Origin of the sequence: Pseudomonas allokribbensis, from assembly GCF_014863605.1 — a bacterium.
GTDB classification, from domain to species: Bacteria; Pseudomonadota; Gammaproteobacteria; order Pseudomonadales; family Pseudomonadaceae; genus Aquipseudomonas; species Aquipseudomonas allokribbensis.
In genome coordinates, this window is sequence record NZ_CP062252.1 from 3,306,447 (window position 1) to 3,330,609 (window position 24,163).

A 24,163-nucleotide genomic window follows, 5' to 3' on the forward strand; every position below is an offset into this window, starting at 1 on the left:
TAAGCAGATTAACGGGTTTTGCGATAAATCCTAAGTATCGACAGGATAAATCCTAGAGTTCACATGGAAAGCGCTGATCGTCACCCAGGCGATTTTCCTTCAAGGTAGGTCCATCGCTTACTTCCGGTTGACCCGTTATGCAGCCCATCAGCTTTCTTGTACTCGACGCACAGCACTGTGAACGGCAGCGTATCGTCGCGCTTTTACAACCGCTCGAACCGGGGCCAGTACATCAAGCCTCGACCGGCCAGGAAGCGCTCGAAGGATTGCATCGCTGCGGCGGAGTCGATATCGCGATTTGTAATCTGCGCACGGCCGGCAGGGATGGCTTGACCTTCCTGCGCGAGGTCAGCAAAGCCCGCTTGGCCCGAGCCATTCTGATCACAGGTCAAATGGACGCCTCACTGCGCAGCGCGGCCCACTCCATGATCACTTGCCTTGGCATGCAAGTGCTCGGGAATCTGGGGCAAACCAACGATGTCGAGCAGATACAGATAGTCCTTGATGCTTATCGTGCTGGCAGCGACAAGCCCCTGACACCTGAGTTGAATGCTCCGCCTTCCATTGCGGAAATTCAACGGGCGTTCGATGACGATGAATTCGAGCCCTACTATCAACCCAAAATTACGCTGAACGGCGGCGAGCTCAAAGGCGCGGAAGTCCTTGCACGCTGGAACCATCCGCGGCTGGGAATTCTGTCACCCGCCTACTTTCTGTCGACCCTCGAAGCCCATCACCTCATTGACAAACTGTTCGCCCGGCTGCTGGAAAAAGGACTGATGCTACAAAAAACCTTGTCGCCATTCCTCCCGCCCGTTGAGTTAGCGTTCAATGTGCACGCCACGCAGCTGGGTTCCACAACCTTTGTCGATCAGGTTGAAAAAGCCTTGAGTGAACTTGGGTTACCCGCCCACGGATTACTCTTCGAGATCACCGAAACAGGTTTGGTCAATGCTACGGCCAATAGCCTGGAAAACCTGATACGCCTGCGATTGATGGGATGCGGCTTGGCAATGGACGACTTCGGCAGTGGTTATTCATCACTGCAACGACTGTGCGACCTTCCGTTCAGTCAACTCAAACTGGACGGTTCCTTTGTGCGCGAGCTTGAGTCGCGCCCTGATCACCGCGCCGTCATCAAAAGCGCGGTCAGGCTGGCCGATGCCCTGGGTCTGTCACTCGTGGTCGAAGGCGTGGAGACGTCGAAACAACAGGATCAATTGCGCCGGATGGGCTGTTCCATTGGTCAAGGTTATGGATTGGCACGACCGATGCCCGGAGCGCATTTTTACCAATATTGCCTGGACGCTGAACGCAGCATGCGTGATTACCTGTTTACGACCTGACCGCCACTCCCTCAAATCACCTGCCACGTATCTCATCTGAAGCCCTTCAGGTCAGGCTCGTTCGACTTTTAATCAGCTATTTGCAACCTGTGTGCTCGTTACCTTAAGGCCACGTTGTTTATCCATAGACGGCGTCGTGCCAACACGCTGTGAACATTCTCGTGACAGCAAGCCCTCAAGGAGGGTGACGGGCTCCTGACCTCACTCTGGTAACTCCCATGTTCAAACCCGGCTCATTGCTCCGCCCTTCCTTCGTGCTACGCGCCCTGCTCCTGTTGCTGCCCACTATTTCTGCCTGGGGCGCGACCAAGACACCTGAGCACCTCCGTTTGCTGAGCCAGCTCTCTTCAGAGCATCAGGACATACAACTTTCCGAAGAGGACTGGGCCTGGCTGAGGCACAAGCGCAAGCTGACGCTTGGGGTCGCTCTACCAAGTTTCCCGCCACTGGATATCGTGTATCGCGACGGTGATTATGAGGGCATCAGCGCTGACGTGGCTGTTTTGCTCAGCCAACAACTGGGCATCGAAATCAGCGTTCTCAATCTGACGAATCGGGCCGAGGCGCTCGAAGCGCTGCGACTCGGAAAAATCGATCTGCTCAGCGGCGCCAACAACTTTGAACTTGACGCCTACTCCGTGGTGTTGAGTCGCCCGTATGCGGAAGACTCTCCTGCCATTTTCCGTCGCCAGGGCGACAGTCGCTTGCTTCCCAAAAATCTGAGCGGAACGACGATCGCCATGGCCGAAGATTATCGGTCCCTCAAGGAGGTGCGGAACCTGTTTCCGCAAGCTCGACTGCTGCGATTCAAGTCACAGACCGAAGCCATGGCGGCGCTGGCCTTTGAGCAGGTCGACGTTTATCTGGGTGACTCGCTCTCGGCCTACTACATGATTAACCAGAGCTTTTTCAATTATGTGAAGTTCGATCGACCAGTGGATATGAACTCCAATGGTTTCAGCTTCGCCGTGAAGCAGGACAATACGCGTCTGCTGCAAATCCTGAATAACAGCATTGATGCGCTGGGCCAGGCAAAGCTCTCCCACATCATCAAACGCTGGGCTGGCGGTGGCTTTGTCCTGTCCGGTGACAAAGTGACCTTGAGTGCCCAGGAGCAGCGATGGATAGCGGAGCATCCGGTGGTCCGGATGGTCGTCAACGATGACCTGGCCCCCGCCGCCTTTTTTGACGCCAACGGCAATTTCAACGGCATTGTCGCTGATTTGTTCGACATCATTTCGTTGCGTACCGGGTTGCAGTTCGAGGTTGAGCGCACTGGCAGCTTCAACAATCTTCAACAAGCTCTGAAAGCTGGAGACGCCGACCTGGCGATGTTGATACCTACACCGGAAAGGGAAACCTTTTTGCGCTTCACCCACTCCTTTGCCAGCAGTTCATTTGCCGTGGTTACCTCCAGGGCGAACAAGACATTCAACGGACTTCAAAGCCTGCAAGGCAAGCGTCTGGCCATCGCCAAGGGCCAGGCTGTCATTGCACAGATTCGCAGCGAGCATTCCGACATCCGCCTTGTTACACCGGCAACCACGCTGGACTCGCTCGGCATGGTGGCCGAAGGCAAGGCCGATGCAGCCATGATGTCGCTCTCCTCCGCGCGCTATTACACCAGTCGACTCTACGACAATACCTTGCAGATCGCAGGAATCACGAGCGGTAACGAAGCCACCAACAACTTTGCCATGCGCCGCAGCGATACCGAATTGCAGTCGATTTTGAACAAGGTGATTCTGAGTATCCCGCCCGACGACATGAACTCGATCACCAATCGCTGGCGCGCCAATACCGCCATGAGTGGCCAGACCTGGCGAGATTATCGCCAGGTGATTGGAGAAATCATCGCGGTGGCGTTAACAGTGGTCGCGATGATTCTGCTCAAGGTTTTTTTCCTGCGTCGGGAGATCAAAAAACGTGTGGCCGCCGAACAGGCATTGAATGATCAATTGCAGTTTCTGCAAACACTCAGCGACGCCATGCCGCAACCGGTTTACGTGCGTGATCAGCAAGGTCGTATGCTTTCCTGCACGCGAAGTTATGAACAAGCCCTTGGCCTTTCCTTGAACGACATACTCGGAAAAACCGCCATGGAAATGCCCATCGACTGCTTCGAAACCGTCTCGGACTTCCATCGGAACTACCTGCTCGCCATGGAAAGCGGCGATACGATCCGGCAATGCTGCGAGATCACCCTGGGTGACAGAACTATCTGGATTGACCACTGGATCCAGCCATTCCGCGATTCGGGCGGCACCATCAAGGGCGTTATCTGCGGCTGGCTTGACACGACAGAGCAGCACTCGCTGATTGAGGAACTGCGCTCAGCAAAAGTTCAGGCCGATGATGCCAGTCGTGCCAAAACCACCTTCCTGGCCACGATGAGCCATGAAATCCGTACCCCGATGAGCGCTGTCATCGGGACCCTCGAACTGACGTTGAAGCGCGCGGACCAGGGTGTACTCGATCGTGCCGGTATCGAAACTGCCCATACGGCTGCGAACAGCCTGCTGGAGCTGATTGGCGACATTCTCGATATCGTGCGTATCGAGTCCGGTCGCCTCAGCCTTGCGCCCAAGCGCAGCAATCCTCGGCAACTGGTGGAGTCGGTGTTCCGGATTTTCGATGGACCGGCCAGGCACAAGGGCCTGGAGCTGATTCTGGACGTTGACCCTAACATCAACAGTGATGTGCTCATCGATCCACTGCGTTTCAAGCAAGTGCTGTCCAATCTGGTCAGCAACGCCATCAAGTTCACGCGCGAAGGTTTCGTAAAAATCACCGTAGGCGGCGAGTTGGTTGAACCGTTCAGCCTTGCTCTTACGTTGCAGGTCGAGGACAGCGGAATCGGTATCTCGCTGGAAGATCAACTTCGGTTGTTCCGTCCATTTGCGCAGGTGAACCAGGACCCGATGAACGCACGAGGCGGCACTGGGCTGGGGCTGGTCATCAGCCGTTCGCTGTGCGAAATGATGGGCGGCACGCTGCACATGACCAGTACGCCAGGCAGCGGCACACAGTTCGAGGTGAGTCTCACACTGACACGACTCGACGCGGCACCGCCACTTGTCCCCTCGCCCCCGTCGATCAATGTGCCAGCGCGTCATGGTCCGAGGCGGATACTGGTCGTCGATGATCATGTCATGAACCGCCAGTTGCTCCTTCAGCAACTCCTGTTCCTCGGCTATGAAGCGGTAGGTGCCGAGAACGGCGAGACCGCCCTGGCGGCATGGCGTGATCTTCGCTGCGATCTGATCATCACCGACTGCCATATGCCGGTCATGACGGGGGCACAGCTGACCATGGTGGTGCGCGAGGAAGAGCGGCTGTTGGGCCTCACTCCGACAGTGATCCTGGGTTTGACCGCCGATGCCCGGCAAGTGGACATCGAGCGTTACCTCTCGATCGGCATGGATGACTGTCTGATCAAACCGATGAGCCTGGATGAGCTGGAGGCGCACCTGTCCTCGTTCACGTTCAGCCACGTGCCAACGCAAAAACACGACGCTGCCAAACCTCAACGGCTGGCGAATACCGAAGACAATCAGCACCGTAACGGCATCGACGCCTTGAGTCGACTGGCCGGAGGTAATGCTTCACTGGTTCAGGAACTGGTGCGCGAATTGCTGAGCAATAATCGACAGGACCTGGGAACGCTTCATCTGCTATTGCAAAAACGAGACATCCAGGCACTTTGCGAATTGTCACATCGGATCAGGGGGGCCGCTAGCGTCGTAAAGGCCGAGCGGTTAATCGCCCGTTGTCGGGAAATGGAAAAGGCCTGCTCCAGCGACCTGGCGGGGCTTGGGGAAAAAGCTGCCCAGGTAGAGCAGGCCATGATTGAACTGGAGCGCAGCTTCAGCCTGATCGACTGAGGGATGGCTGGCGACCGGCACCCCACTTTTCCAGAAGGCCGTGCAAGGTCTTGCTGTCCATCGGTGGATTGGCGACATCGAGCAGCGCAATGCCCTTCTCCACTCCCCAGGCCAACAATCGACGACGGGGCGCAGGATGGATATGAGTCAACACAATGATCTGCCGGGCCAACCGTCGCTCAGCCAGACGTGGCAACACATCGCTCAGAGACTCCTCGACACCCGAATGGTCGTACAGCAGCAGATCGTAGCGATCATCTGATGGCGGACGCTGCATGAGGGTTGCCCAGATAGAGCACGGCGTTACGTTGTAGATTCCAAGGGCATTCAGCGAAGCCCAGTACTGCAACAGCAGTCCCGGGGATTGGCTATACAAGATGAATTTTGGATGGACGGTTTCGTTGATCAACATCAGGCCGAGCCATGGATAAGTGAATACCTGATGTTATCCAAATGCCGCCAGGCCGAATGTCAGCAGAATATTCGCCCCCCTAAGGATTGATCGACAAATCACGCGGAATTATCTGATCGCTTGCCGATCGGGGAAGCGCGGTCGAATCGAGCCCTGATCACGCAACGCCGTTGCGCTTGGCCAACTCGACCAGCGCCACCAGGTTGGGTGCGTTGAGTTTTCTCTGCAAACGAACTTTATAAGTGCTCACAGTCTTGTGGCTGATGATCAGGGTCTCGGCGATTTCCTGATTGCCAAGCCCTTGGGCAAGGAGCTTCAACACGGTAATTTCACGGTCGGAAAGCTGTGCAATGAGGGTACCTTCCTGGTTTGCCGCCTGGACGTTTTCCCGCAGCATGAAAATGGTGTCCTCCGGGAAATAAGAGTACCCCGACAACACCGCCTTGACCGCCCCCACCAGCTCATCCAGGTTATCGTCCTTGCAGATGAATCCGGCCGCTCCAGCCTGCAGGCAGCGCATGGCGAAATTACGCGAGTCGCCCGAAGTCAGGATCAGGACTTTCACCGCCAGACCGATGGATTTGAGGTGAGAAATCACCGCGAAACCATCCATATTGGGAATACTGAGATCGAGGATGATCAGATCGGGCAGAAGCTTGCGCACGATCTCCAATGCATCCGAGCCGTTATCTACTTCGGCCATGATCGTATGACCTTCTTTCTCCAGCATCATCTTCACCGCCAAACGGATCAGAGGATGATCATCAACGATCACTATGCTTCCCATGTGCAGTTTTCCCTAAAAAATCGATGTCTGTTGTCTGCAAATGTCGAAGGCGTAGTCCAAAATCCAGGCACCTCCAGCGCAGAGAATACTTCCCTACACTTGCGCGACCACACAAGACTATAAGGGGCCGACGAATCGTCGCCCAGAAAAATAAGCTGGGTGCGTATCGTAGCCATGTTTAATCGGCGGATAGATTAACTTCTGCACTTGATTTCTGGGGAACGGAGAAAATCTTACCCAAATAGCGACTGGGCAAAAACTGCACGTTTCGACATACCCTCTCAGATAATACGAGCCCGCTCATCAGATAAATCCTACAAACGCTAGCTCAGTCCAAAACGCTAGCGACGCAGGCTCGTCACCCGGCGAATATGCCGAATGCTCCATACCACCAGCATGCACACGGTCAGCAGAAGCGGAACCAGGGCAATATTGACGACCTTCAACAGCCTCCCCAACGCATCGATATCAACGTTTAATTGATACTGCACCTCACGCAGTTGCTGACGTATGCGCATTTTTTCCTGCATGAACTGACGGACCGTCGACTGCTGCTCAGCATCAAGCGCCTGGGTTTTGTCTGCTCTTTGCTCCTGCAACTGCGCCAACGTGCGCTCGGTCTCATCGAGGCGCATCTGAAGGGCCGACTGCTTTTTTCTGAAACTCGCTTCGGCCTTGCGTTGCATAAGCTCCACCACAACAAAGGGACGGTTGTAGCGGCCACGGGAGCGAAGGCTATTGAGGGCATCAGACCCGCTCAGGCTATCCAGTGCATTGAGCACAAAGTTTGCGTTATCCGTCCAGGGATGCCGCACGGCGCTGCCGTTGGAGTCTTGAGTTTGCAGCCACATCCGGTCACTCAACAGGTCGGTATCGGCCACTGCAATCACGTTGATCTGCTGCGCCTGCTTGAGGCCGTTTCGATGTCCTTCGATGCCATCGGCAAATGCCGACGTCGCAGGCCCTTGAATTCGCGCCGCCGTGACGTAGCGCTGACTATGAGGCGCAAGCTCCTGCATCAGCCGATCGAGGTCGACGGTCTTTTCGAAGCGATTGACCTCCAATGGCATCGCGTAATTCGAGCTGTGCATCAGCGGAGTAAATCGCGTGGTAGCACCGTCTACCGGCTCGATTATTCCGGCGGTGGTCAGGCTGATGCTTTCCAATCCAGACGTGCTCGGGTCTTCCTGACTCAGCGCTGCCTGCGGTAGTTCGAGGGTGAAAGGTCGGGGAATCGGGCGCCCTCCTTCCCCTGAACTATCGAACAGCGCATAGGAGCCGTCCGCCAGCAGCTTGCCCGGCTGCATCTGCACACCCCAGGCGTTGAACAACGGGGCTAGGTCCGACGACTTGTCCTTGCTGGGAATCCCAAAGTGCTCCTCGCCGGGATCCTGTTCGCTCAGCGGGTCGACAAAGGCCAATAGCTTGCCGCCACGCAACACGAATTGATCGATGGCGTACAGCGTCGACTGCGTCAATTTCTTCGGATGCACGAGCATCAGCACTGTGACCTCAGGCGGTATCTCCTTAGTTTCGGCCGACAGCTCCCGAAGTTCGAATTCCCGCCGAATTTCCTGGGCCAGCACCCAGGGTTCGATTTTGCGTTGCATGCTCGTATTGAAACCACCATTGATCGGCAAGGTGGAGAGGAGCCCCACCACCGGCCGCTGTGGCTGGAGCAGTGTTTGTATCAGTCGGCTGATCTCGTACTCAAGCCGCTCTTCCTGCTCTGGGGGAAAGAACGGGATCACTTGGGCGTTATTCTGTGAATCGGTCCCCACCAGACCGAAATAAACCGGCGCCACACCCTGCCTCAGAGGCACTGCCTGAAGACCGAATCCGTTCGCCCGGTCCTCTTCATCGGAAAACGGCTGTGGGTCAATGATGTGCAGACGAAGCTTGCCTCCGGCCTCACGCTCGTAGACCTTGAGTAGCTCTTCGACACGCAAGGCGTAGCCTCGCAGTGGCACCAGTTCCTTTGAGCCACTGTCCGAATAAAAAAAGTGCAGGTCTATGGGCTTCTCAAGATTGGCAAGAATCTGGCGGGTGCCCGGGCTTATCGAGTAAAGCTTGTGCTCGGTAAGATCCAGGCGAACATCCGTGAGCCACTTGCCGACCCCCACGTTGAACGCCAGAAAAAGCAAAGCAATCAGCAACAGGCCGACACCGGAATACATCACACGCTTCATGAGTTCTTCCTTATTCGGCTTTCTTCAGATTGACAGCCACGACGGTGGCCGCCAGCGAAGCCACGATCACACTGACAAAATAGAGCGGATCGCGCAGATCGATCACGCCGTTGCTGATCGCATCGAAATGGGTGAGGAAACTCAGCGAGACCAGCAGATCCAGCAGCCATTGCGGTGCCCACGGATTAAGCGCATCCAGCACCGGAGGAAAACCGCAGGCGACAAACACAAAGCACACCACCAAGGCAAGAATCAATGCGATGACCTGGCTCTTGGCCAAAGCCGACATGCAGGAACCAATCGCCAGATAAGCCCCGGCGAGTAACCAGCTACCCAGATAGGCGGTGAGAATCGCGCCGTTGTCCGGGTCCCCGAGATAATTCACGGTGATCACCATGGGCAACGTCAGGACCAGGCTGATACCGGCCACAACCCATGCCGCGAGAAACTTGCCGACAACCGCATCGAAACAGGAAACCGGCAGGGTCATCAGCAACTCTATGCTGCCGGACTTGCGCTCCTCGGCCCACAGGCGCATGGCCAACGCCGGAATCAGGATCAGGTAAAGCCAGGGATGAACGCCGAAGAAAGGCGCCAGATCCGCCTGGTTGCGTTCATAAAAACCGCCCAGGTAAAACGTGAGGACGCCGGACAGGACCAAAAATATTTCGATGAATACGTAGGCCAGCGGCGACGTAAAGTAGCTGGCCAACTCACGCTTGAAAATCACCGGCAACTGCTTCATGCCGTTTCTCCTCGAGTCAAACGCTGGAAGACCTCATCGAGACGCCCCTGCTCCAGATCCAGCCTGTTCAACCGCCATCCCCGAGCAGCCACCAGCGCATTGACCTGAGGAAAAATGACCGCACCCGGCCGGGCCAGCAGCGTGAGGCTCTGCTCTTCCTTGTTCTCTTCGACCCCGGCAACGCCTGGTAGCACTGCCAGGGCCAGTAAATCCAGTGGCTCGTCAGCCTGAAGAGTGACGGCCTGGTGATAACGAGAGCGACTTTGTAATTCGGCAGGCGGGCCATCTGCCAAGACCCGGCCATTACTGATGATCAAGGCACGCTTACACATAGCCGAGACTTCTTCGAGGATATGCGTGGAGATAATGACCGTCTTGTCCTGCCCCAGCCCCTGGATCAGCTCGCGAACCTGGTGTTTCTGGTTCGGGTCGAGCCCGTCGGTGGGTTCATCGAGAATCAACACCTTGGGGTCATGCAGGATCGCTTGAGCCAGTCCGACCCGACGAGTGAACCCCTTGGACAGTGTTTCAATGGGTTGTCCGCAAACGCCCCCCAACTCCAGCAGATTTATCGCCCGGTCTACGCGCTCGCGCCTCTCTGCTCCACGGTAACCGCGGATGCTGGCAATGAACTCGAGAAAGCTCTGGACCTGCATGTCGTCGTAACAAGGGGTGCCTTCCGGCAAATACCCCATTTGGCGTTGAGCCAAAAGCCTCTGCTTGCGAATATCGAATCCAAGAATGCTCGCTGTACCGGAGGTCGGCGCAAGGAAGCCTGTCAGCATTTTCATGGTGGTGGACTTTCCAGCACCGTTTGGCCCCAAAACGCCCAGAATTTCTCCGGGCCCGATATGAAGAGACAGATCGTCTACGGCTATATGTCCGGAGAAATGCTTGGTGAGTTTGGATATTTCGATCATAGCTTCCGAATTCAACAAAAAAAGGCCGTGATCCTTGAGTCACGAACATCAACTCATATATCGACGGCCGAAACGAATGTTAATGCCCGAGAACGCCTCGACAGCAAACTGCAATCACGCCACGAACCATTCTGAATAAGCCGCAGACAATAAACATTACGACTGACCGTTGCCGGACGGATCAGCCGTGATCAGATAATTCTGACTAAATTTACGATTTATCGGCATCAACGCCAGCAATGGCTTAAAGCCTTACAAGGTCAATTCTTCGTATTCTTGCATGCATATTATTTTAACTTCGTGGTGCCCACATGCTGGTACGAACCCTTTCCATCCAACACGATGAGCAGAACGTCTTGACCGCGGCGCTGCTATTCGGTTTTGCGATTCCGGAACTAAACCAGAACTTCCTCGCCTACAGCCTGAACGAAGACGTTGATGGCAATGCCTCCCGGGTTTATCTCGTCTCGTTGCATAAAGAGGTCGATGGTTACAGCCTGCACACCCTGACTTCTGCGGCAGACGGTCAGGAGGCGCAGAAGGTGTTCGAGCAGATTCTGCAGGAAGCCGTCACGGGAAATACTGGCGCGGCCAATGCCTCCTCCTTCTACCCCCTGGACTTGAGTGAGCAGACAGTGACCTCAACCGTGATGAAAGAGCATTGCACCCTGAACGTCGCAAAAGACTGGATCATTAAATACTTCAATTTCCAGCCATCAGCTTCCTTGGGGCCCGCCCTTGAAATAGGTGCACCCGTTTCACCTTGCGCAGATGCCACGTCATCTGACCCGGCGTCTTTCGATCAGGAGACTGAAACCCAAGTTTCAAGCGATGAGGCGTCAGTATTTCAGGACCTTGACGCCGAGCACTTTCTGACTGAAGTACAGACGGCACTTGATGAGTTTTCTGAACTGGCAGAACAATTGACGCTTCAAAAAAACCAACATCAAACTCAACAAGAAACTCTGGCCTCCAGAGAATTACAACTGCGAGAGAGAGAACTTCTTTTTAATCAGAAAAAAGAGCTATTACTGCAAGAGTTGCAGAATCATGACGAACAGAAACTACTACAAGACAAACGACAGTCCGAACTGGATCTTCGTGAAAAAGCATTGCAGCGCAAGGCGATGGAGTTATCGATTAAACTGAAAAAGCTGGAGGATGCGAAGAACAAACTCAACATGATTCTCAAGACGCTGCAACTTGGTTCTAGCAGAACCTAGATTCTCTCTATACCTAAATCGCAAGCGCTGCATAACACTTCCCCATCTCCGCGCGCGGGGTCCTGCTACTGTCAGGCATCTACGGACCTGGCCGCCCTAGGTCCGCGAGCAGGTGAGCGGGCTTCACCATCCAAATAGATCGCACGCCGCCTGGCCACGTCAAAGGAGGCGTGGACGATGTAGGCGGCGTTGGCTGCCGGCCCGCGACTTCAGCGGGTTTTGGGCGACGTCTTGACTGAACGGCGTGAGCTCTTCTCGCCGAGAGAGCTGTGGCACGCCGCCAGCTGTTCGCTCAAGACCTCCGCACGCGCCAGTGCCGCGGCAGCTTGCTCGCGGGTGCTGGCCAGCTCAGCCTCAACCCGCTGCAGGGTATGTTGGAGGTCGTCACATTGTTCGCTTGCCGCCAGGCACGCCTGGCGGGCCTGCTCCAACTGCTCACGCCAGGCCTGACCCTGTGCCTCGGCGGTGGCGCGCTGCTCGCGCACGTCAGCCAGTTCGGTCTGGCCTGAGAGTAGCGTTTGCTGCATCGCCTGAAGCCGGCTACCGGCGTCCTTGAACTGGGCTGCCAGGCCTTTGCTCTCCTCCCGAGCCCGATCGATCTCGCGGTACGCCCGGTCCTCGACGTCGCGGGTGTAGCGCTGCTGCTCCTCGCGCGCCTGCTCGGCCTGCTGGCGACTGTCCTGCAACTGCTGGCGGACTTCGATCTGTTGCGTGCGTGCGTCGTCGCGCTGTCCCAGCAGTTCTTCCCGTTGCTGGCGCAGGTCATCGATTTGCGCTAGGCGCTGGGTCAGCAGTTGTTCCAGGTCGGCCAGGCGGGTTTCCGCGCCCTGCCGTGCGGTCTGCGCTTCGGCGGTCTGCTGGCGAGCTTGGGCGACTTCTAGGCGGGCTCGGGCCTCCAGCGCGGCCAACTGTTCGCGCTCTTCCGTCAGCACCTGGCGCTGGTCAGCCAGTGACTGCTCGACCACACCCTGGGCCAGGATAGTCGCCTGCTGCCAAATGGCTATAAAGGCCTGCGCGACTTCCGCCGGCAGCCCGGGCAGCCGGGTCTCGCCGCGCAAGCGCCCGGCCAACTGTTCCCACCACTGATCGAGCAAGCCACCGACCCGCGCCGGGCTGCCGCGCCCCAGCTCCAGACGTACGCGCTCGACCGTCGGCCGTTCGCCGCGAGCCAAGACCGTATCCGCGGCGGCAAACACCTCATTTTCCGGCACCCCTACCGCCATGGCCCACCTCCGGTTAAATTAGGTCTGATAATGATAGATTACCGGGGACGTGTCTGGGCAACCCGCAAACGCCCGTGGGTTGATCGCCTGGCTTATCCGTCGTTTCATTGACCCTGACGCCCGGTTCCTCTGGCTGAACACGCCGCAGGATTGTCCGGCCGATGCCTTGGGGTTCGATTTTGATAACGCGGCTTTCAGCCATGTCGGCAACCGAGTGAGCTTTGAAGTTTTGCAAGCCAGTTTTGCACTCCAGGACTCCGGCTTGAACCGCATTGCGACGCTGGTGCACTACCTCGATGTCGGTGGCGTTCAACCTGAAGAGGCTGCTGGCGTCGAGCGCGTGCTCACGGGGCTGCGCGAAACCATCCTCCATGACGACCACCTTCTGGCTGCTGCGAGTGCCGTCTTCGACGGTTTGCTCGCCGGGTTTGTGAACGATGACCAATCCAATGAGTAAAGTTATGGCACCCACGATTGAAAACGAATTGCCGAGACCGCAAACCGTCAGTCTGCGTGAGGCGTTCTGGTTTTGGCTGAAGCTCGGCTTTATCAGCTTCGGTGGGCCAGCCGGGCAAATTTCGATCATGCACCAGGAGTTGGTAGAGCGGCGGCGCTGGATCTCCGAACGCCGCTTCCTACATGCGCTCAACTACTGCATGCTGCTGCCCGGGCCTGAAGCCCAGCAGTTGGCGACCTACATCGGCTGGCTGATGCATCGAACTTGGGGGGGCGTGATCGCGGGGGCACTGTTCGTGCTGCCTTCCTTGTTCATTCTGATCGCCCTGTCCTGGATGTATATCGCATTCGGCGAAGTGCCCGTGGTGGCCGGGCTCTTCTACGGGATCAAGCCCGCCGTGACGGCTATTGTGGTGCAAGCGGCCCATCGGATCGGATCTCGGGCGCTGAAAAATAACTGGCTGTGGGCGATAGCGGCGGCGTCATTCACTGCGATTTTCGCGTTCAACGTTCCGTTCCCCTTGATCGTGCTGGGCGCGGCATTGATCGGTTATGCCGGCGGTCGCCTGGCACCCGAGAAATTCAGGACCGGAGGCCATCGCGCCGACAAGAAATCCTTTGGCCCGGCTCTGATCGACGACGACACCCCTCCCCCGGAACACGCCCGTTTCAGCTGGATGAAACTGACAGCGCTGGCACTCATCGGCGTCGGGTTGTGGGTACTACCGATGGGCGTGTTGACCGCCGTTTTTGGCTGGGAAGGCACCTTCACCCAAATGGGCTGGTTTTTTACCAAGGCGGCGTTGCTGACCTTTGGTGGAGCCTATGCGGTATTACCCTATGTGTATCAGGGCGCGGTCGGTCACTATGGCTGGCTGACACCCACACAGATGATCGACGGCCTGGCGCTGGGGGAAACCACGCCCGGGCCGTTGATCATGGTGGTGGCCTTCGTGGGGTTTGTCGGGGCCTATGTCTCACAGGTATTCGGGGCCGATCAGGTCATCCTGGCCGGGGCTGTGGCCGCCACCGTAGTGACATGGTTCACATTCCTCCCCTCGTTCCTGTTCATCCTCGCAGGCGGCCCATTGGTGGAGTCGACCCACAATGAACTCAAGTTCACTGCGCCACTGACGGCCATTACCGCTGCCGTGGTTGGCGTGATCCTAAACCTGGCTTGCTTCTTTGGTTATCACGTCCTTTGGCCAAAAGGCTTCAGCGCCAATCTCGACTGGCCTTCGGCGCTGATCGCGATATCCGCCGCCATTGCCTTGTTTCGCTTCAAGCGGAGCGTTATCCAGGTGTTGCTGGGCTGCGCGCTCGTGGGCCTGGCGGTGCATCTGCTGCGCTAGTGCTCTTTGACAGAGGAAGCAGCGATCAGCATGTCGATGCCATGCCCGCAAAGTGTTTTCAGCTACGACTCTCTTGGTCACGCGATTGCCAAATTTGCCTGAGCCCACTTTTCGGCGGTCGTGACCTGAATCGATTGCTGCGCGTTGAGGGTACCTGTTCCAAAGAACCAGTGAAGCTTGCGGCGGATTTGCGGCATCGCATCGACTCAATATTACGGTTAAATCCAAGTCTTTCTTGGTATTACCAGTGTTGTGTCACTTATCAAGCTTGCTGAAACGTTTCATCGCGTTTATATAAATGGCACAACTTCAAGAAAGGCTGCTGCCATGAACCCTCTCAAACTCTTTGTTGCCCTCAGCGCACTGTCCGCTGCCTCCCACGCCATGGCCTGGGATTATGTTCTGCTCGATACCGACAAAGCCGCTCAGAACTGGCAGATCACCAGCCAGCAACTCGACGTGAAAACCGACAAGCCCTTCAGCGTCAGCCTGCGCACCTTGCATGGCGGTCGGCAGGAGGGCGTCAGCATTGTCGACATCGATAACGGCGCGATGAAACTCTCGGTGGTGCCGACGCGGGGAATGAACGTCTTGCAGGCCTCGGTCGGCAATGTGCGTATGGGCTGGGATTCTCCGGTCAAGGAAGTGGTCAATCCGTCCTTCATCGAACTCAATGGCCGCGGTGGTCTGGGCTGGCTGGAGGGTTTCAATGAACTGGTGACCCGCTGCGGATACGAATGGGTCGGCCACCCCGGCGTCGACAACGGCGAACTGCTGACCTTGCACGGCCGGGCCGCCAACATTCCGGCGAACAAAGTCACTCTGCACATTGATGAAACGCCACCGTACGCCATCACCCTGCGCGGTGAACTGAAAGAGCAGGCGTTCAAGAAAGTCGACTTCTCCGTCGCCACCGAACTGTTCACTGAACCCGGTAGCGTAGTGTTCGCCCTTAACGACACCCTGACCAACAACGGTGACTATCCGAAGGAATACCAGGCGCTGTACCACAGCAACTTCAGCAGCCCGTTCCTGGAGCAAGGCGCTCGTTTTGCCGCGCCGGTGAAACAGGTGTCGCCGTTCAACGACAAAGCCAAGGGCGATTTGGCTGAATGGCAAACCTACCGCGCACCGACCAAGGACTACGACGAAACGGTTTACAACGTCGTGCCATATGCCGATGCCAAGGGCGATACGTTGACCGTGTTGCACAACAAGGCCGGCAGCCTTGGCGTTTCGGTCGGCTTCAATACTCAAACACTGCCCGTGTTTTCCCTGTGGAAAAACACCGATACCCAAGGCCAGGGTTATGTCACGGGGCTAGAGCCGGGGACAAGTTTTTCCTACAACCGCCGTTATCAACGGCCACTGAACCTGGTACCCACCATCGGGCCGAAGGAGCACAAGCAGTTCCGCATCAGCTACAGCTTGTTGGTGGATAAGATGGCTGTGGATAAGGCCTTGAAGCAGGTAAGCGAGATTCAGGGTGGGCGGGAGACTGAAGTGCGGCAGACACCGTTGGTTGATCTGACCAAGGGGTGACGCTGACTAGAGCATTGTCGGCCGATATTGCAGCGCCTCGAACAATTCGTCGACTAGCTCAAGGTTCGCCAGCGCGTGACCTTGAGCAGTCGATGGGCTGCTCGCGACGATAGAGTTAATCAGGGTTCGAAAATAACTCACTCGGTCGACGTGATAGATACTTTGCTGCCCAAACGGATCAGTTCCTTGGAAAAACACAGGCCGACGATGATCAGTGCCGCTCCCGCGTAGAGGCTTTCGCGCGGTACTTCATTGAGCGCCACAAATGCCAGCAGCGCGGCAAACAGTGGTCCGGTCGGCTTCAGCGCTTGCACTTGGGATGGCTTGAGATACTCGATGGCTTTGGTGGTGCTGAATTAGTTCAGGATTGTCGGCAGCGCAGCGATCGCCAGCGGCGACAGCACTCCTATCACGAAACCATCGGCCGCTGCCGGCAACAGTAAGTACAGGCTGCCAAAGAGCAACAATTGACGGATGAAGTGCAGCCCCCCGCCCCCCCATACGCTTCATGGCAACCGAAAAGGCTCCATAGCTGGAACCGGCCAAGGAGGCGAGCGCAGCACCTTGCAGGGTAAAGCGCTGCTGCACTCCGCAGCATGCAGGGTTCACGTGAGGGGGGGCAAAGAGGCCCGACAGAGCGGGCCTCGATTTTAAGCTTTTATACCTGTGCCGGTTTGACTGTTTCAGTTTGCCCCTTATCGTCAGGACGGATCTTGAACCAGATCGAATACATCGCAGGCAGGAACACCAGCGTCATGATGGTGCCGACGAGCGTGCCGCCGATAAGGGTATAGGCCAGCGTTCCCCAGAACACCGAGTGCGTCAGGGGAATAAACGCCAGGATCGCCGCCAAGGCCGTCAACAGCACTGGTCGCGCACGTTGTACCGTGGCTTCGACGACAGCGTGAAACGGGTCCAGCCCTTCTTGCGCATTGTGATGAATCTGCCCGATCAGAATCAGCGTATTGCGCATCAGGATCCCCGACAGTGCAATCAACCCGACCAGCGCATTGATGCCAAACGGCTGATTGAAGATGAGCAGTGTCGGCACCACACCAATCAACCCTAACGGCGAGGTGAAAAACACCATGATCATCGCCGAGATCGAACGCACCTGCACAATAATGATGACCAAAGTCATGGCGATCATGATCGGCAGCAACGGCAGAATCGCCTTGCCGGCCTTGCCGGACTCTTCGATCGCACCCGCCTGCTCGATCCGGTAACCGGCAGGCAGTTTTTCGATGATCGGCTGCAGTTGCTTCAGCAGCGCACTGGAAACATCCGGCGGTTGCAAGTCTTCGGCAATGTCGCCGCGCACGGTGATGGTCGGGGTGCGATCACGTCGGCGAAGAATCGGATCCTCCATGCGCACATCGACCTCGCCTATCTGCGACAACGGGATTCGCTGTCCCGACGCACCGACTAACGTGAAGCCTGCAATTTGCTGCGGATCGAGCCGGATGTCGCCCGCTGCACGCCCCATGACCTGCACTGAACGAATATCCTCACGCACCGCCGTGATCGGCGCTCCGCTCAACAAGAACTGCAATTGCTGTGCAACCGCAGCCGATGTCAGCCCCACTGCCTGCAGACGGTCCTGATCCAGGTTGAAATGCAACGACGGCGTCAGCGGCCCCCAATCAGTGTTCACGGTTCTCATCATCGGGCTGTCCTGCATCACGCCCCGCACCTGCTCGGCGATCACGCGCAACTTCGCCGGATCGGGCCCCATCACCCGGTAGGCCACCGGAAATGGCGAATAGGGACCAAACACGATTTGCGACGCCCTGAGGCGCGCTTCCGGGGCGAGCCCTTGAGCGACTGCTTCGCGAAAACGCAATTTGAGGGTTTCCCGTGCTTCCTGACTGTCGGTCAGCACCACGATCTTGGCGAACGACGGATCGGGCAGTTCCGGCGCCATCGCCAGGAAGAAACGCGGCGCACCCTGACCGATATAGGCCGTGACGATTTTTGCCTCGTTTTGCTGTTGCAGCCAGGCCTCGACCTTGGCAGCCGTGGCACTGGTCTGCCCGATGGAGGTGCCGTAGGGCATCTGCACCTCGATCATGACCTCGGGACGGTCAGAGGTCGGGAAGAACTGTTTTTTCACCAGCCCCATGCCCGCAGCCTCCACGAAGAACAGCGCGATCACCGTGCCCGCGACCAGCCATTTGCGCGCAATGACCCGAGTCAGAACCCGACGGAAGCGGTTGTATCGCGGCGTGTTGTAGATCGCCGCGTGTCCACCCTCCACTGCCTTGATGTCCGGCAACAGTTTCACGCCCAGATAAGGGGTGAACGCCACCGCAACGACCCAGGATGCAATAAGAGCGATGCCCACGATCCAGAACATGTTGCTGGTGTACTCGCCAGCCGTGGACTGAGCGAATCCGTTAGGCAGAAAACCGATCGCCGTCACCAGGGTTCCAGACAGCATCGGCGCCGCCGTGTGACTCCAGGCATAGGCAGACGCCTTGATGCGATCGTAGCCCTCCTCCATTTTCACCACCATCATTTCAATCGCAATGATGGCGTCGTCGACCAGCAGCCCGAGTGCCAGGATCAATGACCCGAGCGTGATACGGTCGAAATTCTTGCCGGTGGCCGCCATCACCACAAACACGATCGCCAGGGTCAAAGGTACGGCGGCGGCAACCACCACACCGACACGCCAGCCCATGCTCAGAAAGCAGACGAGCATGACCACCAGCAGCGCGACAAAGAACTTGACCATGAACTCGCCGACGGCCGAGTCAATATTCACTGCCTGGTCGGTGACCTTGGAGAGGCTCATACCCAGCGGCATTTCCTCATTGATCCGGACGGTCTCGGCATCCAGCGCCTTGCCGAGATCAAGACCGTTCCAACCCTCACGCATCACCACACCAAGCAACAGCGCATCTTCGCCGTTATTGCGCACCAGAAAAGTGGCCGGATCTTCGTAACCGCGTTCGACGGTCGCCACATCAGACAGCTTGAGTGTCCGCCCCTGTACGACCACAGGGGTGTCACGAATTTTCTGCAGCTTGTCGAGCGCACCATCTAGACGCAGAAAAACCTGTGGCCCGCGGGTTTCGACTGATCCGGCCGGGGTCAGTATGTTCTGGCTGTTCAGCGCGGCGAAGATATCCTGCGGTGACAAGCCCAAGGTCGCCAACCGGTCATGGGAGAACGAAACAAATATCCGTTCGGCTTGCTCGCCGATGATGTTGACCTTCTTTACCCCCGGCACATGCAACAGGCGCTGGCGCATGGACTCCGCATCGCGGACCAGCAGGCGCTGCGGCTCGCCTTTGGCTTTCAGGGCGAACAGTGCAAAGGTCACGTCCGAATACTCGTCGTTGACCATCGGTCCGATGACGCCCGCCGGTAACTTGATAGCTTCATCGTCGAGTTTTTTACGCGCCTGATAGAACTCTTCCTGCACTTGCGAAGGGGGCGTGCTATCGAGTAACGAGACCATCGTGAAAGCGAGCCCTGGCCGCGTATAGGTTTCCGAGCGGTCGTACCATTTGAGTTCTTGCAGGCGTTTTTCCAGTGGCTCCGCGACCTGATCCTGCATTTCTTGTGCGGTCGCCCCTGGCCACGCCGTGATCACGGTCAACTGCTTGACCGTAAAAGGAGGATCTTCGGCACGCCCCAACTGGAAGAACGCCAGGATGCCGGCAACGACGATCAGAAAAATCAGAAAGACCGTAATCGCCCGCTCGCGAACGGCGATGGAGGAAATGTTGAATTTTCCTTCGCTCATGGACGACTCCCGGCAACCGTCGCTTCATTCGGCGCAGGGATTCTCACAGGCTCACCCTCGCGTAACAGATGAGCGCCCAGCGCAACGATTTGCTCGCCGACGCCGACGCCGACGCCGAGGTCGCCGGCCACACGCGCAGAATCATCGCTCAACCCCAGCACTTGAACCGGTCGCCAAGTCACGGTTGGCGGCGTGCCGACGATGACCCACACGCCAGGACCTTTACCTGCGTCGTAAAGCGCGGCGATGGGCACTTGCAATGACGCGGCAGGTGTCGAGCCCTCGGCAATTCTGAGAGTGACAGTCGAACCTATCGGCGCATTGGCCAGCGCTCCTTCCAGTACATAACGCGCCTCGAACGTACGCGTCGTGCGGTCTGCCGAGTCCGAAAGCAACCTCAGTTTCGCGCTGACAACACCCGAGGCGTCGCCATAGAGCGTGGCTTGGGCGGTGGATCCTGCCGCGGGACGCAACGTTTCGGGCAAGTGCACGATGGCCTCGCGCTGCCCTGCCCGCGCCAGTCGAACCACCGGTTGACCGGGGCTGACGACCTGTCCGGGTTCGGCGAGTGTTTCCACCACGACGCCGTCGGCATCGGCGACCAGCACCGCATAACCAGAAGCGTTGCGGGCAACGTCCGCTTGCGCTTCAGCGGCGCTGAGCTGTGCCTTGGCAGTATCTGCGGCGGCTTTGATCTGATCGTAGGCCGATGCGGAAATGGCGCCGGCGCTGACCAGGGTGCGATAGCGGGCTTCGTCATCGGCTGTCTGCCGGGCACGGGCCCGGGCGGCGCTGACCGACTCCTGCTGTGCGCGCGCCTGCAGCCCCAGGTCGATGGGGTCAAGTCGCATCAGCGGCTGACCGCGCTTGACGGTCTGGCCCGTGTCAACCAGACGTTCGAGAACCTTGCCCGATACGCGAAAACCCAGGTCGGTCTGAATGCGCGCGGTCACAACCCCCGTAAAGGATCGAGAACCGTCAGCCGCCGCTTGAACCGCGGAGGCCCGAACCAAAGGCGCCTGCATGCGGGGGTCGGTTACGGGGGAAGAGTCACCGCACGCCACCAGAGCGAGTGGCAACAGGCATGCGGCAATGGGGAACGATCGGAGCCGGCGCATAGGTTCTCTTACTAAATAGGATGATCATCATATTCTCATCCTTGTGACCGATATCGTCAACAGTCACAGCGTTGAAATATTTGAAGCTTCACGGATTCAGCTAAATACTCAAGCATTCATTGAAAACGGTACACCTTAACAATCCTCGCTAATTGACAGTTAGTGACCAAACAATATTATGGTCACCAACCAATCTACCCAGGAACTCCAATGCCTCCCCTCCGCCCGATTGCTCTTTTGCTTACCGCCGGCCTGATGGCAGGTTGTGCGGTGGGTCCTGATTACCAACGTCCGGACGCCCCGCTTTCCGACCATTACCTCGGCCAGTCCGCTGTCGAACCTCGGTCCGAATCGACACCGGACAATCTTGTCGCCTGGTGGGAAAACTTTAATGATCCGTTGCTGACCGACCTCATAAGCCAGGCGCTGCGGCAGAATCTGGACCTGGCGCAGGCGTCGGCGCGAGTCACCCAGGCAAGGACCGGCCTGGGTGCCGCAAACGCAGCACTGCTGCCCTCCGCGAACATCAATGCACAGGCTGCGCGCGCTTATCAGTCTGTCGAAACGCCACTGGGCCAGGTATTGAATTCAACACCGGGCTATGACCGTTACGGCAATGCCTACGAGGTCAACCTCGAGGCAAGCTGGGAAGTCGATATATTTGGCGGACTGCGCCGCGGACGTGAGGCGGCACTGGCTGAGTACCAGGCCTCAGCTGCGGGTTTCACCGCTACACGCCTGGCAATCGCCGCGCAAACGGCCGATATCTACATCACCCTGCGCGGATTACAGGCACGGCTGGACATTGCCAACCAGCAAGTCGACACCCGGCGGGCGTTGCTGGAGAAGGTCCGATTGCTTTACAGCAAAGGCCTGGCCGCGGAGTACCAGGTGCGCCAGGCCGAGGGTGAGTTGTCGCAAGTCCAGGCGACCGTTCCGGTACTGCAAAGCGGTCTGGAGGCGGCCATGAATGCGATGGATGTGCTGCTCGGCACGCCACCGGGCACTCACCGCACGCAACTGGCACGTGAGGGCGAAATTCCCAATGTGCCGTCGTTGACTGCACTGGGCACACCGGCAGATCTGCTGCGGCGCAGACCGGACCTGATCGTGGCTGAACGCCGTCTTGCGGCCTCCAGCGCGCGTATCGGTGAAGCGATTGCCGAGTACTACCCGAAATTTTCTCTCAGCGCCTTGCTGGGCAGCGCGACAGCCGTATCCGGCGGCAATCTTTTCACCAGCGGCGCGAGCCAGTCGAGCGGTGTCCTGGGTTTGCGCTGGCGGCTTTTCGATTTCGGACGCATCAACGCTCAGATCGATCAAGCCAAGGGACAGGAAGCTGAAGCATTGGCTGCGTATCGCCAGTCGGTACTGCGCGCCACCGAAGATGTAGAGAACGCGCTGTCCTCGCTGGTAAATCGGCAAACTCAGACCACCACCCTTACCGGCGGCGAAGAGGCGCTGACTCAAGCTCGCAAGTCCTCGTTCACTGCCTATGAAAAAGGCACGGCCAGCCTGATCGATGTCCTCCACGCCGACGAAACATTGCTGCAGGCCTCCGACGCCAGAGCGCAGGCGCGGACCGAATCTGTTCGTGCTGCGGTGGCGGTATTCAAGTCGCTCGGTGGAGGATGGCAACCCGTTGAGCCGGGGGCTGTTGCGGCGCGCTGAGCAGCACCCCAGATCGTTTTCAGACAAGATTATTGAGAGTCGGGAGGCACGCGTACTCCCGCCCCCCATGTGGCTCAAAAGAGTTCAACTAGAAACGGTAACTGACAGAAGTACCGAACCCGCTCGCACTGTTCTTGTACTTGGCACTGTACGCCCCCCGGGTTGCCGAGGTGTCGTTGATCTGTACGCTCTCCTCCCAAAGATAGGAATACGCGAGATCGATCGTGACATTGTCCACGGGCGTCCAGCCTGCACCGAAGCTAACAACCTTACGGTCGCCGGTAGGAATCCGGGGCCCGCGATTGGTATTGTTGGTCGGTGACTGATCAACCGAAAACCCGCCACGCAGCACCCATTGCTTATTCAATTGATAGGCCGCACCGATCGCGTGAGCCCAGGTGTCATGCCAGTTCTGCTCTTCGCTGATTGTCCCCAGTTGGCCGCTCAGCAACGGCGGCAAGCCGCTGTTCTCAATCGTCAGCTCCTTGAAGCGGCTCCAGCGCGTCCAGGTACTGCCCACATAAAGCGTCCAGTCGTTGTTGAATTGATGCGTCAGCGAAAAATCCACCGACTCCGGCGTGTCCACATCCAGCGAAGCGTCGTAGCTACGGCCGCTGACGCCCAGCACGCTGAAGATGCCATCCGTGACCTTGGTTTTGGCGTCCAGGTGGTAACTGACTTTGGAGTGATAGGTCAGGCCCAGACGGGTCTGATCGGTAGCCTGCACCAGCACGCCGGCGTTGAAACCCAGTGCGGTGTCATCGCCGGTGCTTTTGAGCTTGCCGTCATTACGCCCCGGGCTGAGTGGATTGGGCACCATCCCCGATATTTCTCCGCCGATACGGTTGATGGTCGGCCCGAATCCGATCGAGACTTTTTCGTTAAAGGCGTAGCTGATCGTCGGCTGGAAGCTCAGCGTGGTGACTTCACTCTTGTTGGCGTAATAACGACCGGCAAAACCACTGCCGTAGTCGGTGATCAACCCGAAAGGCACATAGAACCCGACACCGAATGCCCAATGCTCATCAATCGGTTTGACGTAATACCCCATCGGCACGGTGGTCGTGGGCACCATGTCGCCGTCTTCCTTCCCCCCAAACGTACTGTGTGTCTGGCTGATGTCCGATTTGGCGAACAGCGTCGCCGCCCCCACGCTCACCTGCTCTCGTTTAAGCCGCGCCATGCCTGCCGGGTTGCCGTAGATCGTACTGGCGTCTTCCGCCGATGAAGACCTCCCGGCAAAACCGGAGCCCATCCCGCTGATGCTTTGTTCGTTGAGTGCAAAACCACCGGCCAACACATTGGAGGACACCAGCGCGACGGCCAGGCCGACGGGATTCTTGAGCATTATTTTTTTCATTATCTGGACTCTATGGGATCACTGAAAAACAACATCGAAAACGACAGTGAAGCCATATTATCCAAGTGACCATATCAGTCAATGGTCACGAACGGCGAAATTGAATGCACTACCGGCACTCAAGTGCCGGGAATGGAAGCGTTGAGAGGGGGAGATCGCGTTGACTCAAATCAGCAGAATA

At 57.5% G+C, this 24,163-nt stretch carries 15 protein-coding genes and 2 pseudogenes; 7 read left to right on the top strand and 10 right to left on the bottom strand.

Annotated features, from left to right (window positions below; translation table 11 throughout):
• The first annotated feature begins 137 nt into the window (after positions 1-137).
• Together IF199_RS15015 and IF199_RS15020 are read left to right on the top strand one after the other, a co-directional pair.
• The gene (locus tag IF199_RS15015) at positions 138-1,346 is read left to right on the top strand and encodes an EAL domain-containing response regulator (RefSeq protein ID WP_192557911.1); all 1,209 of its coding nucleotides are present in this window, start codon (positions 138-140) and stop codon (positions 1,344-1,346) included.
• Positions 1,347-1,564: 218 nt separating this feature from the next.
• Positions 1,565-5,230: a transporter substrate-binding domain-containing protein gene (locus IF199_RS15020; RefSeq protein WP_192557912.1), complete on the top strand. Its 3,666-nt coding sequence runs from the start codon at positions 1,565-1,567 to the stop codon at positions 5,228-5,230.
• Here IF199_RS15020 and IF199_RS15025 read toward each other — a convergent pair.
• From IF199_RS15025 to IF199_RS15045, 5 genes are all read right to left on the bottom strand, one after another.
• Positions 5,214-5,642, bottom strand: a complete 429-nt coding sequence (locus IF199_RS15025; RefSeq protein WP_192557913.1) for a hypothetical protein — start codon at positions 5,640-5,642, stop codon at positions 5,214-5,216. The two genes, IF199_RS15020 and IF199_RS15025, sit on opposite strands and share 17 nt — an antisense overlap.
• A 157-nt stretch (positions 5,643-5,799) precedes the next feature.
• Positions 5,800-6,429, bottom strand: a complete 630-nt coding sequence (locus IF199_RS15030; RefSeq protein ID WP_192557914.1) for a response regulator transcription factor — start codon at positions 6,427-6,429, stop codon at positions 5,800-5,802.
• A gap of 341 nt (positions 6,430-6,770) precedes the next feature.
• A complete protein-coding gene (locus IF199_RS15035) occupies positions 6,771-8,618 on the bottom strand; it encodes a GldG family protein (protein ID WP_192557915.1) in 1,848 nt (615 codons plus the stop codon).
• Positions 8,619-8,628: 10 nt separating this feature from the next.
• Entirely contained in the window at positions 8,629-9,363 is a 735-nt protein-coding gene (locus IF199_RS15040; RefSeq protein ID WP_192557916.1) for an ABC transporter permease subunit, read from the bottom strand.
• Positions 9,360-10,283, bottom strand: coding sequence for an ABC transporter ATP-binding protein (locus IF199_RS15045; RefSeq protein ID WP_192557917.1), 924 nt, complete (start codon positions 10,281-10,283; stop codon positions 9,360-9,362). Before IF199_RS15045 ends, IF199_RS15040 begins: the two co-directional genes overlap by 4 nt.
• A 311-nt stretch (positions 10,284-10,594) precedes the next feature.
• Here IF199_RS15045 and IF199_RS15050 point away from each other — a divergent pair, with 311 nt between their 5' ends.
• Entirely contained in the window at positions 10,595-11,506 is a 912-nt protein-coding gene (locus IF199_RS15050; protein ID WP_192557918.1) for a hypothetical protein, read from the top strand.
• A 209-nt stretch (positions 11,507-11,715) separates the two neighbouring features.
• Here the strand turns inward: IF199_RS15050 and IF199_RS15055 are convergent, their stop codons facing one another.
• Positions 11,716-12,729: a DNA-binding protein gene (locus IF199_RS15055; RefSeq protein WP_192557919.1), complete on the bottom strand. Its 1,014-nt coding sequence runs from the start codon at positions 12,727-12,729 to the stop codon at positions 11,716-11,718.
• 36 nt (positions 12,730-12,765) lie between these two features.
• Between IF199_RS15055 and IF199_RS15060 the strand changes: the two are divergent.
• The 3 genes and pseudogenes from IF199_RS15060 to IF199_RS15070 all read left to right on the top strand — a co-directional run.
• Positions 12,766-13,186 (top strand): annotated as a pseudogene (locus IF199_RS15060) (chromate resistance protein ChrB domain-containing protein); the annotation flags it as partial.
• Positions 13,179-14,537 carry a chromate efflux transporter gene (gene chrA / locus IF199_RS15065; RefSeq protein ID WP_192560954.1) on the top strand — a complete coding sequence of 453 codons (1,359 nt, stop codon included), beginning with the start codon at positions 13,179-13,181 and terminating at the stop codon, positions 14,535-14,537. The pseudogene IF199_RS15060 and the gene chrA, both read left to right, overlap by 8 nt.
• Positions 14,538-14,864: 327 nt before the next feature.
• Positions 14,865-16,079 (top strand): aldose 1-epimerase family protein, encoded by a 1,215-nt coding sequence (locus IF199_RS15070; protein WP_192557920.1) that lies wholly within the window; start codon positions 14,865-14,867, stop codon positions 16,077-16,079.
• 137 nt (positions 16,080-16,216) lie between these two features.
• Here IF199_RS15070 and IF199_RS15075 read toward each other — a convergent pair.
• The 3 genes and pseudogenes from IF199_RS15075 to IF199_RS15085 all read right to left on the bottom strand — a co-directional run.
• Positions 16,217-16,667: pseudogene (locus IF199_RS15075) on the bottom strand (EamA family transporter); the annotation flags it as partial.
• Positions 16,668-16,737: 70 nt separating this feature from the next.
• Positions 16,738-19,833 (bottom strand): efflux RND transporter permease subunit, encoded by a 3,096-nt coding sequence (locus IF199_RS15080; RefSeq protein ID WP_192557921.1) that lies wholly within the window; start codon positions 19,831-19,833, stop codon positions 16,738-16,740.
• Positions 19,830-20,951 carry an efflux RND transporter periplasmic adaptor subunit gene (locus IF199_RS15085; RefSeq protein WP_192557922.1) on the bottom strand — a complete coding sequence of 374 codons (1,122 nt, stop codon included), beginning with the start codon at positions 20,949-20,951 and terminating at the stop codon, positions 19,830-19,832. Before IF199_RS15085 ends, IF199_RS15080 begins: the two co-directional genes overlap by 4 nt.
• Positions 20,952-21,161: 210 nt before the next feature.
• On the opposite strand from IF199_RS15085, the gene IF199_RS15090 reads away from it, so the two are divergent.
• Entirely contained in the window at positions 21,162-22,622 is a 1,461-nt protein-coding gene (locus IF199_RS15090) for an efflux transporter outer membrane subunit (RefSeq protein ID WP_192557923.1), read from the top strand.
• 88 nt (positions 22,623-22,710) lie between these two features.
• Here the strand turns inward: IF199_RS15090 and IF199_RS15095 are convergent, their stop codons facing one another.
• Positions 22,711-23,982, bottom strand: coding sequence for an OmpP1/FadL family transporter (locus IF199_RS15095; protein WP_192557924.1), 1,272 nt, complete (start codon positions 23,980-23,982; stop codon positions 22,711-22,713).
• Positions 23,983-24,163 lie beyond the last annotated feature (181 nt).

Bases quoted from the DNA above. Each gene is read 5' to 3' on its own strand.
- IF199_RS15055 (WP_192557919.1), bottom strand. From the start codon at position 12,729: ATGGCGGTAGGGGTGCCGGAAAATGAGGTGTTTGCCGCCGCGGATACG.
- chrA (WP_192560954.1), top strand. From the start codon at position 13,179: ATGAGTAAAGTTATGGCACCCACGATTGAAAACGAATTGCCGAGACCG.
- IF199_RS15050 (WP_192557918.1), top strand. From the start codon at position 10,595: ATGCTGGTACGAACCCTTTCCATCCAACACGATGAGCAGAACGTCTTG.
- IF199_RS15085 (WP_192557922.1), bottom strand. From the start codon at position 20,951: ATGCGCCGGCTCCGATCGTTCCCCATTGCCGCATGCCTGTTGCCACTC.
- IF199_RS15070 (WP_192557920.1), top strand. From the start codon at position 14,865: ATGAACCCTCTCAAACTCTTTGTTGCCCTCAGCGCACTGTCCGCTGCC.
- IF199_RS15030 (WP_192557914.1), bottom strand. From the start codon at position 6,429: ATGGGAAGCATAGTGATCGTTGATGATCATCCTCTGATCCGTTTGGCG.
- IF199_RS15035 (WP_192557915.1), bottom strand. From the start codon at position 8,618: ATGAAGCGTGTGATGTATTCCGGTGTCGGCCTGTTGCTGATTGCTTTG.
- IF199_RS15040 (WP_192557916.1), bottom strand. From the start codon at position 9,363: ATGAAGCAGTTGCCGGTGATTTTCAAGCGTGAGTTGGCCAGCTACTTT.
- IF199_RS15045 (WP_192557917.1), bottom strand. From the start codon at position 10,283: ATGATCGAAATATCCAAACTCACCAAGCATTTCTCCGGACATATAGCC.
- IF199_RS15080 (WP_192557921.1), bottom strand. From the start codon at position 19,833: ATGAGCGAAGGAAAATTCAACATTTCCTCCATCGCCGTTCGCGAGCGG.
- IF199_RS15015 (WP_192557911.1), top strand. From the start codon at position 138: ATGCAGCCCATCAGCTTTCTTGTACTCGACGCACAGCACTGTGAACGG.
- IF199_RS15090 (WP_192557923.1), top strand. From the start codon at position 21,162: ATGCCTCCCCTCCGCCCGATTGCTCTTTTGCTTACCGCCGGCCTGATG.
- IF199_RS15095 (WP_192557924.1), bottom strand. From the start codon at position 23,982: ATGAAAAAAATAATGCTCAAGAATCCCGTCGGCCTGGCCGTCGCGCTG.
- IF199_RS15020 (WP_192557912.1), top strand. From the start codon at position 1,565: ATGTTCAAACCCGGCTCATTGCTCCGCCCTTCCTTCGTGCTACGCGCC.
- IF199_RS15025 (WP_192557913.1), bottom strand. From the start codon at position 5,642: ATGTTGATCAACGAAACCGTCCATCCAAAATTCATCTTGTATAGCCAA.